Annotated in this window: 14 protein-coding genes and 1 pseudogene; 7 read left to right on the top strand and 8 right to left on the bottom strand. The window is 67.4% G+C overall.

What is annotated here, in order from left to right; all coding sequences use genetic code 11:
• Positions 1-37: 37 nt before the first annotated feature.
• Positions 38-1849, bottom strand: coding sequence for a DUF885 domain-containing protein (locus OVA13_RS08015; protein WP_267793250.1), 1812 nt, complete (start codon positions 1847-1849; stop codon positions 38-40).
• Between the two features lie 112 nt (positions 1850-1961).
• Here OVA13_RS08015 and OVA13_RS08010 point away from each other — a divergent pair, with 112 nt between their 5' ends.
• Entirely contained in the window at positions 1962-2312 is a 351-nt protein-coding gene (locus tag OVA13_RS08010; RefSeq protein WP_267793249.1) for a GFA family protein, read from the top strand.
• Positions 2309-3208: a DUF2785 domain-containing protein gene (locus OVA13_RS08005; RefSeq protein ID WP_267793248.1), complete on the top strand. Its 900-nt coding sequence runs from the start codon at positions 2309-2311 to the stop codon at positions 3206-3208. The genes OVA13_RS08010 and OVA13_RS08005 overlap by 4 nt, the downstream gene beginning before the upstream one ends.
• Positions 3209-3229: 21 nt before the next feature.
• Here OVA13_RS08005 and OVA13_RS08000 read toward each other — a convergent pair whose 3' ends face one another.
• Positions 3230-4162, bottom strand: a complete 933-nt coding sequence (locus tag OVA13_RS08000; RefSeq protein ID WP_267793247.1) for a LysR substrate-binding domain-containing protein — start codon at positions 4160-4162, stop codon at positions 3230-3232.
• A 110-nt stretch (positions 4163-4272) separates the two neighbouring features.
• Between OVA13_RS08000 and OVA13_RS07995 the strand changes: the two genes are divergently transcribed.
• Positions 4273-5169, top strand: coding sequence for a DMT family transporter (locus OVA13_RS07995; RefSeq protein ID WP_267793246.1), 897 nt, complete (start codon positions 4273-4275; stop codon positions 5167-5169).
• Positions 5166-5381 (top strand): cyclase, encoded by a 216-nt coding sequence (locus tag OVA13_RS07990; RefSeq protein ID WP_267793245.1) that lies wholly within the window; start codon positions 5166-5168, stop codon positions 5379-5381. The genes OVA13_RS07995 and OVA13_RS07990 overlap by 4 nt, the downstream gene beginning before the upstream one ends.
• Here the strand turns inward: OVA13_RS07990 and OVA13_RS07985 are convergent.
• The 3 genes and pseudogenes from OVA13_RS07985 to OVA13_RS07975 form a co-directional block, all read right to left on the bottom strand.
• The gene (locus OVA13_RS07985; RefSeq protein ID WP_267793244.1) at positions 5378-6781 is read right to left on the bottom strand and encodes a DUF2867 domain-containing protein; all 1404 of its coding nucleotides are present in this window, start codon (positions 6779-6781) and stop codon (positions 5378-5380) included. The two genes, OVA13_RS07990 and OVA13_RS07985, sit on opposite strands and share 4 nt — an antisense overlap.
• Positions 6782-6808: 27 nt before the next feature.
• A complete protein-coding gene (locus OVA13_RS07980) occupies positions 6809-7156 on the bottom strand; it encodes a metalloregulator ArsR/SmtB family transcription factor (RefSeq protein WP_267793243.1) in 348 nt (115 codons plus the stop codon).
• Between the two features lie 104 nt (positions 7157-7260).
• Positions 7261-8097, bottom strand: a pseudogene (locus tag OVA13_RS07975) (peptidylprolyl isomerase); the annotation flags it as partial.
• Positions 8098-8302: 205 nt separating this feature from the next.
• Between OVA13_RS07975 and OVA13_RS07970 the strand changes: the two are divergent.
• Positions 8303-8668 (top strand): PadR family transcriptional regulator, encoded by a 366-nt coding sequence (locus OVA13_RS07970; RefSeq protein WP_267793241.1) that lies wholly within the window; start codon positions 8303-8305, stop codon positions 8666-8668.
• Positions 8665-9585, top strand: coding sequence for a sensor domain-containing protein (locus tag OVA13_RS07965; protein WP_267793240.1), 921 nt, complete (start codon positions 8665-8667; stop codon positions 9583-9585). The genes OVA13_RS07970 and OVA13_RS07965 overlap by 4 nt, the downstream gene beginning before the upstream one ends.
• Positions 9586-9746: 161 nt before the next feature.
• On the opposite strand, the gene phaZ is transcribed toward OVA13_RS07965, so the two are convergent.
• Both phaZ and OVA13_RS07955 read right to left on the bottom strand, forming a co-directional pair.
• Positions 9747-10994, bottom strand: a complete 1248-nt coding sequence (gene phaZ, locus OVA13_RS07960; protein WP_267793239.1) for a polyhydroxyalkanoate depolymerase — start codon at positions 10992-10994, stop codon at positions 9747-9749.
• 106 nt (positions 10995-11100) lie between these two features.
• Positions 11101-11694 carry a class I SAM-dependent DNA methyltransferase gene (locus tag OVA13_RS07955; protein ID WP_267793238.1) on the bottom strand — a complete coding sequence of 198 codons (594 nt, stop codon included), beginning with the start codon at positions 11692-11694 and terminating at the stop codon, positions 11101-11103.
• Positions 11695-11865: 171 nt separating this feature from the next.
• Between OVA13_RS07955 and OVA13_RS07950 the strand changes: the two genes are divergently transcribed.
• Positions 11866-12297, top strand: coding sequence for a CopD family protein (locus OVA13_RS07950; RefSeq protein WP_267793237.1), 432 nt, complete (start codon positions 11866-11868; stop codon positions 12295-12297).
• Positions 12298-12322: 25 nt separating this feature from the next.
• Here OVA13_RS07950 and OVA13_RS07945 read toward each other — a convergent pair whose 3' ends face one another.
• Complete coding sequence (locus OVA13_RS07945; RefSeq protein ID WP_267793236.1) at positions 12323-14023, bottom strand: alkaline phosphatase family protein; 1701 nt, start codon at positions 14021-14023, stop codon at positions 12323-12325.
• Between the last annotated feature and the right edge of the window lie 10 nt (positions 14024-14033).

Genomic DNA, 14033 nt, shown 5'->3' with positions numbered 1-14033 from the left:
TTGCCCGGCTCCCGTCTGCTGCCTGGACGAAGGCGGCTTACTGGATCGGTTCGTCCAGGATCAGCTGGCGCACGAACCGCACCGGCGGGGCGCCGTAGGACAGCACCTTGTCGTGGTAGGCCTTCAGCGCGAACTGCGCGCCCTGGCGCGCCTCCACGGCCTTGCGCATGTCGAAGTGTTCCTGCGCACCGACGAAGTACGTGGGCAACTGCGCCGACGTCAGCTGCGCACGCGTCCACTTGCCGGCAGCCTCGCGCTCCTGCTGGAAAGTCTGGCGCACCATCAGGTCCATGGCCTGCTCGCGGGTCCAGTTGTCCACGTGCACGCCCTGGTCGAGGATCGCGTTGCCGATGGTGCGCAGGTAGAACTTCAGCTGCACCAGGCGGAACAGCGGGTCGTTGTCCAGGTAGCCGGCGTCGGCCATCATCCGTTCGGTGTAGACTGCCCAGCCTTCGGCGAACATGCCCGAGCGCAGCACGGCCCGCAGCGTGGACGGGAACTTGGCCGAGTGCCAGCCTTCCAGGTAGTGCCCCGGCGTGCCTTCGTGGATGCTCAGCAGGTGGATCATGCGGCTGTTGTACTCGCGCAGGAACGAGTCCACCTGCTTCTGGTCCCACTCGTCGGGGATCGGCGACACCGCGTAGAAGGTCTTCAGGCCCTTGTCGAGCGGGCCGGGCGAATCGCAGTACGCCACCGCCACGCCACGCTGGAATTCCGGCATCAGGATGATGTCGACCGGCGCATCGGCCAGCGTCACCAGGTCCTTGCTGCGCACGAACTCGGTGGCCTGCGCCAGCGCGGCCTCGGCATCGGCGACGACCTTGTCGCGGGCCGGGCGCTCGGCGTACGCCAGCTCCAGCGCCGCCTCGATCGCCTTCTGCTGCTCGTCGGCGCTCGGCGCGTCGGGCATGGCGGGGGCCCCGGCCTTGTCCTTGAGCACGGTGCGGGCGATGCCGTACATCTCCTCGCGCACGCGCTTGAGTTCGCTTTCGGCACGCTGCTTGATGTCCGCGCGCGACAGCGACGACAGCAGCGCGAACTGCAGCTTCTTGTCGTAGACCTCGGCACCGACGCGGAAGTCGCCCTTGGCGTTCGGCACCAGCGTCTTGTCCAGCCATGCCTGGTGTTCGGCGACGGCCTTCTTCAGTCCCTCGATGGCCGCCTCGGCCTGCTGGCGATCCGTGTCGGACAGTTCCTTCAGGTTCGGGGTGATGAACGTGTCGACGATGCTCAGGATGCCGGCATTCTGCTTGGCGACCGTTTCGGCGTGGACCTTGGGCACGCGGGCCGGATCCAGGTTCTCGCGCGCCTGCGCCAGGAGCGTAGGCAGCTTCTGCATGCGCGCGGTGGCGGACTTCAGGCGCTCGGGCAGCGGCGCGAATTCCCGCGCCATCAGGCCATACAGTGCGCTGCCGGCCAGGCCGCTGTAGACCTGCGGATCCCAGGCCCAGCTCTGCAGCGTTTCGGTGGTCCAGATGTCGTACTGCAACTGGTTGCGCAGGATCGCGGCATCCACCTGGTTCTCGCGCGACACCGCGGCGACATCCAGCGCATCCAGCTCGGCGAGGATCTTCTTGCTGGCCTCCAGCCCCTTCTGCCGGCCGGCGGCGCTCAGGTCATCCAGTTCGCCGTCGTAGGCGTGCTCGCCGATCTGGGTGGCGCTGACCGGCGACAGCTGCAGCCATCCGGCCAGGGCACGCTTGGACAGGTCGGCGAACACGGCATCGGCCTTGGCGGTATCGGTGGTGGTCACGGGGGCACCCGGGTCGGTGGGGGCGGTCGGGGCCTCGGACTTCTGGCACGCGGCCAGGGTCGTGATCAGGGCGGCGGCGAGCAGGGTAGGGCGCATGGGGATCCTGTTGCAGTGCGGCGGTGAAGGAAGTGCCCAAGCATAGGTGCAAGCGCGCCCCGGCACATCTGCCATTCGATTACCCTGTTCCGATCCATCGGGAGGACGGGCCATGAAGCACCAAGGCAGCTGCCATTGTGGTGGCATCGCGTTTGACGTGGAGGGGGACATCGCCGAGGCGACGGACTGCAACTGTTCGCTGTGCCGTCGGCGCGGCGGGCTGCTGTGGTTCGCGCCACGCGAGTCGCTGGTGCTGAAGACGCCGGAATCCGGCCTGTCCACCTATACCTTCAACAAGCACCATATCCAGCACCGGTTCTGCGCGCAGTGCGGCGTCGCGGTGTTCGGCGAAGCGGCGCATCCGGTCACCGGGGCGCAGATGGTCGCCGTCAACGTGCGCTGCCTGCCCGATGTGGACCTGGCCAGCCTGAAGATCACCCCGTTCGACGGAGCGCGCCTGTGAGCGTGTGGCGTGTCGCCACGTGGCTGGTGCTACTGGCAATCGGCGCGGGCATGTCGGCACCGGTCAAGGCCGCCTGTCCGCCCGAAGGCACCGACAGCAGCTCGCTGCAGTTGTTGCGCGAGCAGAAGTTCGCGGTGCCGGACGACACCCGCGCCGCCCTCGCGATGGGGTTGCTGGACTGCCTGGCCAGCCCGGATCCGACCCTGCGCGATGGCGTGGCCTACGAAGGCTTGTCCGCATGGCTGCGTGCCGGGCAGCTCGACGAGGAACAGCGGCGCGCAGTGCGTGATCGTCTCTACACCATGCTCGACGTGTCGGACGAAGGCGGTTTCGCATCGCCTTTCGCGGCGCTGGTGTTGTCGGAAGTGGCGCGCACCGACCGGCTGCAGCCCTGGATGTCGCCCGGCGAACGCGCGGACATGGTGAAGCGTGCCGTGGGGTATGTGGCGACCGTGCGCGACTACCGCGGTTTCGACAACGTGGAAGGATGGCGGCACGGCGTGGCCCATGGTGCGGACTGGCTGTTGCAGCTTGCGCTCAACGAGCAGGTGGATCGCAAGCAGCTGGACAGCATCCTCAGTGCGGTCGCCGTGCAGGCGGTGCCGGAAAGCGGGCATGCCTATGTCTTCGGCGAACCGGGCCGGCTGGCGCGCCCGGTGGTCTACACGGCCAAGCGCGGTCTGCTGACCGAGGTGGACTGGACGGTGTGGTTCTCGGCGCTGCCCTCGCGCCTGGGCGAGGCGAAGAACGCCTACGCGGACAGCGCTTGGCTGGCGCGTCGGCACGACCTGATGGCGTTCCTGATGAGCGTCTACCTGGAGGCCGACCAGTCCACCGATGCCAACATCCGCGCTTTGAAGCCCGCCGTGGTGAACGCGCTCAAGGCGGTACCGTGACGCGTCGGCGTGTGCCGGGTTTCAGCCCGACCTGCCGAGCAGCGCGTCGGGCAACGGTGGAAGCGGCGTGCGCTCGTCCTGCGCCTCGTGCTTCAGCCATTCGATGAAGGGGATGGCGGCCGGGTTCAATGGACGGTGGGCGGGATACACCACGTAGTACGCGAAGCGCGCCTTCAGCGCAGGGCCGGGAAGGCGGATGAGTTCGTACCGTTGCAGGTATGGTTGCGCCACCAGCTTGCGCGCGAGCGCCGCACCCACGCCATACACCGCGGCGCGCATCGCATCGGTGCTGTCGCTGAAGCTGTGCATCTCGGGCAGGCGCAGGCCGCGTACGCCCGCCGCGCGGAACCAGTCGCGCCAGCCCTGCAGCGCCAGATCGGTCACCAGCGGCAGGCGTGCGATGTCGCGGGGTTCGCCGATGTCGTCCACGCCTGCCAGCGCCGGTGATGCGACCGGAAACAGTTCATCGTCCATCAGGTGGTGGGCATTGAGGCCCGGCCAATGGCCGGGTCCATGGCGGATGCCGATGTCGGGCCCGGCCTCATCGAAGCGCGTCAGCGCGATGCCCGTGTCCAGGCTGATGCGGATGTTGGGGTGCAGCGCGCAGAAACGCGGCAGGCGCGGCAGCAGCCAGCAGTAGGCCATCGAGTGCAGCGTGGTGATGCGCAGGCGCACGCTGCCCGCCACTTGGTGCAGGTTGGCGGCCACCGCTTCCAGGTCGGTCAGCGCGGCGGTGGCGGCATCGGCCAGCTGCCGGCCTTCGGCGGTCAGCTTGACGCCACGCGCATGGCGCTGGAACAGCGTCACCTGCAGCAGCGACTCCAGCCGGCGCACATGGTGGCTGACCGCACTGGCGGTGAGATGCAGCTCTTCCGCGGCATGGGCGAAGTTCTGGTGCCGCGCCGCGGCGGCGAACACGCCCAGGGCGGGCAACAGGGCAGGGCGCAGATTCATGCTGTCGGCTCCGGAGACACAAGCCAAATTTGTGGCTCGGCCCGATTGTATGCGCTTGTGGCCGGCAGGTTTGCGGGCAGAATCACGACAGACGCAAACGGAGCGGTGGCATGACGGTGCAGACTGGCAGCATGGTGGAACCCCTGCCGCAGGCAGCCCAACGCGACTGGCGCACGCCGCTGGAACTGCTGGCCCTGGGCGCGATCTGGGGGGGCTCGTTCCTGTTCATGCGGATCGCGGCCAATCCCTTCGGCCCCTTCGCGCTGGTCGAAGTGCGGCTTGCCCTCGGCGCTCTGGTCCTGCTGCCGTTCCTGTGGCGCGAGCGCGCGCATTTCCGCGCAGGCATGTGGCCGAAGCTGGCGATGATCGGCGCGATCAACTCGGCCATCCCGTTTTTGTTGTTCGCCTGGGCGGCGCAGCGTTCGCCGGCGGCCGTGGGCGCCATCTGCAATGCGATGACGGTGCTGTTCACCGCGCTGGTGGGGTTCCTGTTCTTCGGGCAGAAGATCGGACTGCGCCGTTCGCTGGCGCTGCTGGTGGGCTTCGTCGGCGTCGTGGTGCTCGCCACCAGCAAGGCCGGTGGCCTGAGCGTGGGCGGTGCGGTGGTGGCCGGATCGACGGCGGCACTGCTTTACGGCTTCGGCATCAACCTGGTGCGCAAGCATCTGGCGGGTATTCCTCCCGCCGCGGCCGCGGCCGCCACCCTGAGCTGCGCGGCGTTGCTGGTGCTGCCGTTCGCCGCCACGCATTGGCCAACCACTAACATCGCTGCAGGCGCTTGGGCCAGCGCGATCGCCATCGGCGTGCTCTGCACGGGCTATGCGTTCCTGCTGTATTACCGCCTGATCCAGCGCATCGGCCCGGCACGTGCGGCTACCGTGACCTATCTGGTGCCGCTGTTCGGCGCCGGCTTCGCCTGGCTGTTCCTGGGCGAGCCGGTCACGCCTGCGATGCTGGCGGCCGGTGCCTTGATCCTGGGCAGCGTGGCGGCGAGCCAGCGCGCATGAACCAGAAACGTGTGGTGTTCGACTTCGAGATCGACTTCAGCAACGGCGGTGGCCTTCAAGGCCAGGATTTCCGCCTGGACATCGACGGCGACAGCATCGCCGACGACGCGTTGGCGGATTACATCGTCCGTGACCTGCGCCTGCTGATGGTGGGCAGCGTGCGCATCCGCAACAAGCGCATCATCGAGGAAGCGCACAAGCGCACGGCCTAGGCGAAGACGCCCTGTGCCAGCGCCGACGGTGCGTGCTGGCGCATCACATGGTCCACGGCCATCCGCAGCATCGCCGGCGAGATGTAGCGGTGATGGACGCCGTCGATCACCGCCATGTAGAACCGGCCGAAGGCATTGCGGCATTGCACGCGCGTGCCCAGCGTGATGTCCACGCCGTCCTCGTTGATCTGCACGCCGACGCAGGAACGGAATACCAGGTGGCGGTCGTCCGCGCCCAGCAACACCTGCGCACGCTTGCCGTCCGCGGCGACCTGCTGGCCCAGCACCGGGTAGCGGCCTGCGAACAGATGTTCGCGCGATGGCGAGAGCAACGAGGACACGGGGCAGCCCAGCGGCGACGTGCGCAGGCGCAGCGGCCGTACCAGCGCATTGCGCAGGCGCATCAGCTGGGTCACGCCGGTGGGGCGCTGGGTGAGGAATCCTTCCAGCACGTCGGCGAGCAGTGCGCCGGCCTGCGCATGCTTGCCGATGTCGCCGGGCAGCCGCAGGCGGAACGTGTCCTCATGGTGGTGTCGTGGCAGGTGCTCACGCAGCAACGATCCGGCGGGCGGCGTGGACAGGGCTTCCACCGGTGGGCGATGACGCACCACGAATCCCAGGTTGCCGCACCACGTCGACAGCACGGCGCGGACGCGACCCGCGTGGCCACGCAGCGTGGCACACAGCCGCTGCTGCCAGCTGCCCGGCGGTGCGTGCAGCGACAGGCGCGTGGTCGGGATGGACGCGGCATCCAGCGGATGCCGGGACAGCCAGGCCTGCACGGTGTCGGGCAGGGTCTCGGTCAGCGTGGCGAGCGTGGCGTTGCCGGCCAGCACGTCGTCCCGCAGGGGCGCCTTCTCCAGGCCGCCGAGCTCATCGGTATGGCACGACAGCGCGAACAGCACCGGATGCCGGTTGCCCTCCGGCAGTGGCGCGAACTGATGCCACGTGCCGCCGCCGAAGCGCACCGTGAACAGGCAATCCGCCGGAAGATCCACGTGGTGCAGGGCGGCGATGAAGTGCGCGGGGTCCTGCGCGAGCTGCGCGTCCGACGCGGTGGAGAAACGCAGCCGTGCCCCCGCACTGCCGGTGACGGCGGTGAAGACGCGATGGCCGGCGTGCCGATGGAACGGGTGGCCGCCACTGCCCACCGCGAAGGTGTAGAGCGCGGAGCGTTCACCCTGTTCGAAGGCGGGCGACGCCACGCGTGCGGAGGGCTCGTCCAGTTCGTCCACGAAGCCCGGGTGCGCACGCTGCCGCAGGCTGGCCTCGGCGTGCAGGTGGTCGCCTGCGCCATGGCCAAGTTGCGACAACAGGATCACTTCGACGGGAAGACCGCCGCAATAGGAAGGAATGCGGGCGGTGGGAAATCCGGGGACGGCATCGGCGGGGTGGCTCATCGTGCGTTCCTGGCAGAGAGGCGGAAGTCAGCGGGGTTTGGCGGGGGCGGGCTTGCGCGCAGTGACGGCCTGCTTGGCGCGCTGACGCGATTCGCGTTTCAGCGGTCCCGCCGTGGGGCATACCTCGAAGGCAAAGCCGGTCAGCGTGTTGACCAGGTTGTCGGGCGTAAGCCGGTAATAGATGAACTGTCCGCGGCGTTCGCTGGCCACCAGGCCCGCGGCTTCGAGCACCGAGAGATGGCGGGAGATGGCCGGCGCGCTCATCGCGAAGCGCGCGCCGATCTCGCCGGCCGTCAGCTCCTGCGCGGACAGGTACGCCAGGATTTCACGACGCGGGCGCGAGGCGAGGGCGTCGAAGATGCGGTCGGTGGCCATAGGTACTTAGATAATTAACGTATTTGCTAAATATCAAGCCATCAGGCCGCGCTGTCAAGCATCGCCGCCGTGCGGCGATGCCGGTGTTCCCGTGGGTTCGCGTATCAGGGCGCGGGCGGCGTCCTGACGGGCAGGGGCACGTTGCACAGGTCGATATGCCCGGCGGGGCGGAGATACCAGCCATCCCGCCGGTTGCGGCGCGCTTCGGTGGCGGCGGCGAACGTCTTCGAATCCGTACGCAATACCTGCAGCGGCGTGCGCTCGGCGGCGGGCACATCGCTGGCCAGCCGGATCGTGGTGATGGGCGTGCGCAGTTCCGGCTTCTCGTAGAAGCCCATCGGCTCGGGCCCGCGCGGAATCGCACTGAGCAGTTCCATGCCTTTCACCACGCGGCCCACCAGCGTGATGTTGCGGTCCAGCTGGCGAGGCGACTGCCCGGTGACGACATAGAGCTCGCTGCCGTTGCTGCTGTCCGGCGGACCACCGCGGCCGGCACCGAGTGCGCCATAGCAGTGCGCCAGCCATGCTTCGCCCGCTTTCGGATCACGCGCGGCGGGGAAACCGTCGACGAAGCCGACTTCCGGCGCCCATCCGTCCACATCGGGCAGGCGGGTGAAGTCCAGCCCGGCCGCCTTGCGGGCGAATTCCGCCGGCAGCGCCGTCTTCGCCGACCCCAGCGGCCTGGCCTTTGCCTTGTCTTCCGCATCGGCATCGCCGAACTGCACCACGAAGTTGTCCTGCGAACGGTAGATGCCCAGCCCGTTCCAGAAGCCCTCGCGCGCCAGCGTGCGGATGTTCGCCACGTGCGCCGGCGCGAAACCCGGCGCCAGTTCGATCACCACGCGCCCCGCGGGCAGGTCCATGTACAGCGTGTTGGCCGGGTCCAGCGTGCGCCAGTCGGCGGCCGGGGAAGCGTCCAGGATCTCCTTCGCGCTCAGGTACTTCGGCGGTTCCGCGGCATGGGCATGGGTCAGGGCGAAGGTGCAGGCGAGCAGCAGGGGCGTCAGGCGCATGGTGGTTCCGGGACGGGAGATGGCCCGATTGTAGGGATGGCGAGGGTGGGAGTGACTACTGGCACATTCGCTATATCAAACTTCGACATAGCATCGTCTCCAACCTAGCGGTCGTCCCGCACAAGGGGGAGCCATGAACGATTCCGATGCACAACTGAAGAAGTTCCAGAAGGAGCTCAGTGCCGGCACGGTCTCGCTGGCGTTGCTGGCGGTATTGGCGCGTGCGGGGGAGCCGCTCTACGGCTACCTGATCGCCAAGCAGCTGGAGCGCGTGGGCGAGGGCGTGCTGAGCGGCAAGCAGAGCGCGCTGTACCCGGTGCTGCGCAACCTGGAGGGCGGCGGACTGCTGGACAGTTTCGTCGAACCCTCGGTGGCGGGACCGCCGCGACGCTACTACCGCATTACCGACGTGGGCCGGCAGACGCTGCAGTCCTGGATCGCCGCCTGGCGCGCCACCCGCGATTCCGTTGATTCCGTCCTCGAGGGGGTACCCGCATGAACACCACCACATCCACTGCCGGGCGACTGCCCACCACCATCCCCGAGTACCTGGACCAGCTGCGTGCGGCGCTCGCAGGGGCCGACAAGGCGATGGTCCAGGACGCGGTCTACGACGCGGAGGAATACCTGCGTTCGGAGCTTGCGGAGAATCCGGGCAAGTCCGAAGCCGAGGTGATCGCGTCCGTCGCCGGCAGCTATGGTGCGCCGGAGGAAGTGGCCGAGATCTACCGCGAGACCGAGGTCACCGTGACGCGCGCCCTGCGGCCGCCGGTGCCCCCCAAGCGCAAGTCGCTGCTCGGCCGGTTCTTCGGCGTCGCCGCCGATCCGCGTACCTACGGTGCGTTGTTCTACATGCTGCTGTCGCTGGCCACCGGTACGTTCTACTTCACCTGGGTCGTGACCGGCGCCAGCCTGTCGGTGGGTCTGCTGATCCTGATCATCGGCATTCCGTTGCTGCTGCTGTTCCTGATGTCGGTACGGCTGCTGTCGCTGGTCGAGGGGCGGGTGGTTGAAGTGCTGCTGGGTGAACGCATGCCGCGCCGTCCGCTCTACACCCAGCGCGACAAGCCGTGGATGACGCGATTGAAGGAACTGTTCACCGACGGCCGCACCTGGACGGCGATGCTGTACCTGCTGCTGATGCACCCGCTGGGCATCCTGTACTTCTCGGTGGCCATCACGTTGCTGGCCTTGTCGCTGGCATTGATCGCAGCGCCCGTGGCGTACTTCCTGCCGTTCGACTATGTCCTGAACTTCGGCGGCTGGAGCCTGGTCAACGAGGCACCCTGGCTGTTGCCGCTGGCATCGGTGGCCGGCATCCTGCTGCTGTTCGCCACGCTGCACCTGGCGCGCCTGACCGGCCTTTTCCACGGCTGGCTGGCCAAGCACCTGCTGGTACGCAGCCCGGTGGTGTGATGCCGGATCGTGGGTGGTGCCGGCATGTCGGCACCCGCCGGTCGCAAACGAAAAGGCCGCCTGTGAAGGCGGCCTTTTTCACGACATCAAGCAGATAGGTATCCGTTTCAGCTTGGAGACTTACCGGTGCCGACAAGCCGACACCCTCCCGCAACACTGATTCAGCCGGCGTACTTCGCGATGAAATCGCGCACCTGCGGATACACCTTCTCGCGCCAGCGGCGGCCGCTGAAGATGCCGTAATGGCCGGCGCCTTCCACGGTGATGTGCTGGTGGTGTGCCTTCGGGATGCCCGTGCACAGGTCATGCGCGGCCGCGGTCTGGCCCAGCCCCGAGATGTCGTCCAGTTCGCCCTCGATGGACAGCAGCGCCGTTTTCTTGATGGCCGCCGGCTTCACCAGTTCGCCGTTGACCGTCCACTTGCCACGCGGCAGCAGGAACTCCTGGAAGACGGTGCGGATGGTGTCCAGGTAGTACTCCGCCGGCATGTCGAGCACGGCGTTGTACTCGTCGTAGAACTTGCGGTGCGACTCGGCGTCCTGCAGGTCGCCCTTCACCAGGTCGGCATAGAAGTCCCAGTGCGACATGAAGTGGCGGCTGGGGTTCATCGCGATGAAACCGGCATGCTGAAGGAAGCCCGGGTACACGCGGCGGCCTTCGCCCGGATACGGCTGCGGCACGGTGTGGATGACGTTGTTCTCGAACCACGACAGCGGATTGCGCGTGGCCAGGCTGTTCACTTCGGTCGGGCTGCGGCGCGCGTCGATCGGGCCGCCCATCATCACCAGCGAGCGGGGCGTCGCTTCGCCACGGGCCGCCATCAGCGACACCGCCGCCAGCACCGGCACCGTGGGCTGGCAGACGCTGATGACGTGGAGCTTTTCCGCGCCGATATGGCGGATGAACTCCTCCACGTACGCAATGTAGTCGTCCAGGCTGAAAGCGCCTTCCGAGGCCGGCACCATGCGGGCGTCCACCCAGTCGGTGACATAGACCTTGTGGTCGACCAGCAACGTGCGCACGGTGTCGCGAAGCAGGGTGGCATGGTGGCCGGAAAGCGGCGCCACCACCAGCACGGACGGATCGTCCTTGAGCGCCGCGATGCTGTCCGCATCGTCGGTGTAGCGCTTGAAGCGCAGCAGGCGACAGAACGGCTTCTTGATGATTTCCTGTTCCACCACCGGCACGCTGCGGCCGTTGGTCTGTACCTCGTGGATCTCCCACGCGGGTTTTTCGTAATCCTTGCCGATGCGGTGGATCAGTTCGTTGCCCGCGGCGATGCGCTCGGCACCCGGCACATTCGACAGCCAGCTTGTCGGCGTGGAAAACATCCGTGCGTTGGCTTCGGCCATGTAGGCCAGCGGCGCCATCCAAGCGCGTCCGAGTTCGTGCAGTTGGTACAAGGTCATGACCGGGCTGATCCCACTTTTGGTGCAGAGTGCTGCGCCGCAGCATACCGCAAAGGCACGTTGCCCGCGTGAGGCCTGTTCAGGTTGTCCGGGCCGTCCTCCGGGATCAGTCGAATGACTCCAGGGCGGCCGTATCCCCTGCCAGGGCAGGCCCCAGCCAGCAATGGTTGCCTATCGCCTGCAAGCCGTGTGCCCGCCACTGGCGTCGGTACCATGCCGACGGACGCGACTGGAAACCGGCGTGGTCTCCTTCGAATTCGTCCTCGCGGGCGAAGGTTTCCAGGAAGGCCACGCCCCCGCAGAGCTCCGCCAGCCCGGGCAATCCCCGGCGCAGTTCGCGGGTGGTGAGGTAATGCATGACGTCCGAGCAGACCAGCAGATCGACCGGCGCGCACGGGCGCAGGTACTGGAAATCCTCGAAACGCGCGAAGTGCAGGTTGCGCGTGCGGCCGAAGCGCCGGATCGCGTACTCGCTGCTGTCGAATCCCAGGTACTGCAGCTTCGGTCGAAGTTTCAGCAGCGGTGCGCGCCAGGCGCCTTCGCCGCAACCGATGTCCAGCACCGTGCGCACGGGGCGCTCCAGGTGGTATTCGGCGACGGATACGGCCAAGGCCACCTTGCGGGCCAATCGTGCTGCGCCACCGATGTCGCCGCGGCGATACCAGCGTTGGAAATAATCGGCGTCGTACTGTTTGGTCATTGGCGTGCTGGCGAAGGAGGGAAGGCGGGATGTGCTCGGGTCATGCAACGTCTCGTTCTCCACAAACAGAGCGAGGTGCACGCGCATCCGTTGCGGCCATGATACGGGGCGGGTGAGTGGCGCGCCGGCGACGGGTATCCTGTACGCATTCTTCCCCGCCGGAATGCCAGCATGGACAAAGCCAGCCTTTACCCCTGGGTCAAGACCTTCCATCTCGTCTTCGTCATCGCGTGGATGGCAACGGTCTTCTACCTGCCGCGCATCCTGGTGAACCTGGCCGAGACGAAGGGTCAGGCGGACGTGCAACTGCGGCTGCTGTTGATGGGACGCAAGCTCTATCGCTTCGGCCACAACATGTTCGGCATCGCGATGATCCTGGGCGTGGTGCTGTGGCTGTACTTCGGCATCGCCGGCGGCTGGCTGCATGCCAAGCTGACGCTGGTGGTGCTGATGCTGGTGCACTTCATCATCGCGGGGCGCTGGCTGAAGGGGGTGGAGCAAGGCCGGTCGCTGCCGACATCGTTCCGCCTGCGCCTGTTCAACGAGGCGCCGGTATTCCTGCTGATCGCGGTGGTGTGGCTGGTGCTGGCGAAGCCGTTCTGATTGTTTTTAGGCTAGGCGAACCCGCTCACTTCTTCTCGAAATCCACCGGCTTCGGCAACTCGACCGGTACGCCATTGGCGTCGCAGGTGCCCGCGCGGCACAGGCGTGCACGCAGTTTTGGCGTGGCCTGCACGATGACGTGGTAGAGGACGTTCTGCTCCAGTGTGCCGCGCAGGGCGTCGCTGCCGGGGCCGGTGGCCCAGATGCCGACATCTTCGCCGCCGTGGGATTCCGACTTCAGCGGCACCAGGGCTTCCTGCAGGTAGTCCGGGTGTTCGGTGTCGACCTGGCCCAGGTCGGGGCGGCCTTCCGACGGTTCGACGCTGCTGGGGGAGTGCAGGAAGTGCTTCGGGCCGGCCGGCTGGCGGTTGCTGGCGCCGGTGTAGCCGGGACCATTGGCATAGGTCAGCGTGGTGAACGTCAGCCCGGTCTGGTCGCGGGCGAGGTCGCCAGGCGTGTCGTCTTCGCCACCCTGGCCGCGCACCTTGCCCAGGATGGGATTGCCGCGCACGGGATAGCCGACGAAGTTGAGCGTGTGCGAGTGGTCGGCGGTCACCAGGATCAGGGTGTCGTCGCGCGAGGTGGATTCCGTCGCGGCACGCACCGCGTCCGACATCGCGACGGTTTCATCGAGCGCGCGGTAGGCGTTTCCGTAATGGTTGGCGTGGTCGATGCGCGCGCCTTCCACCAACAGCACGAAGCCCTCCGGGTTGCGCGACAACCGGTCGATCGCCGCGCGGGTGAGGTCGGCCAGGGAAGGTTCACCGGCGTCGTCCTTGCGGCGATCGTGTTCGAACTGCATGTGGTCGTATTCGAACAGGCCCAGCAGCTGTGACGCATCGGCGGCCGCTTTCAGCTGTCGCGTGTTCGTGACGTAGGCGCCTTGGGGGTGCGCCTGCTGCCATTCGGCTACCAGGTTGCGGCCGTCGAGGCGCTGGCCGACCTTGTCGTCTTCCTCCGGATCGCGCACGTCCACGGGCAGGAACTCGCCGCGACCGCCTCCCAGCGCCACCGTCGGGCCGTGCCCGAAGCGCGCGGATGCCAGCAGTTGCTGCGCGATGTCCCTGCAGCCGGCTTCGATGGCCTCGGCGGACAGATCATTGTCGTTTTCCCAGTCGCGGTGCGACACGTGCGCATAGGTGGCCGCGGGCGTCGCATGCGTCAGGCGTGCGGTGGTGACGATGCCGGTGGCCAGGCCCGCACTGTCGGCCAGCATCAGCCAGCTGAGCAGGTCCTTGCTGCCGTCGGGCGTGCATTCGCCCTTGTGTCCCGCGGACACACCGATGGCGCCCATGTGGGTCTTCACGCCGGTGGCGATGGCGGTCATGGTGCCGGCCGAATCCGGTGTCTGCGAATCGGTGTTGTAGGTCTTGCTGAAGGCGGTGTGCGGGAACTCTTCCCAGGACAGCAGGTTTTCTTCGCCGGGGTTGCCCTTGCGCTGGCCTTCGAGGATGCGTGCGGCGGCGACGGTGGTCAGGCTCATGCCATCGCCGAGGAACACGATGACGTTCTTCGCGCGTCCCTGCATGGCGCCGTTGCCCGCGGCCTTGGCGGCACCGCTGCGGTACCACCACTGCGGCGTTTCGCCTTGGGGATGGTCCACCGCCGGCACATCGACGACGGTGCCTGTCGCGGCGGAAGAGGTGTGCGGGCTGCTGGCGCAACCGGCCAGGGCAGTAATCAGGGTCAGGATGGCGGCGGGCAGGGCGGCGGAACGCAGGGACATGGGCGACGGA

The sequence above is a fragment of the Pseudoxanthomonas sp. SL93 genome (assembly GCF_026625825.1).
GTDB lineage: Bacteria > Pseudomonadota > Gammaproteobacteria > Xanthomonadales > Xanthomonadaceae > Pseudoxanthomonas_A.
Note: the sequence above shows the minus strand (reverse complement) of the source record. Positions and strands in the feature narration are given on the sequence as shown.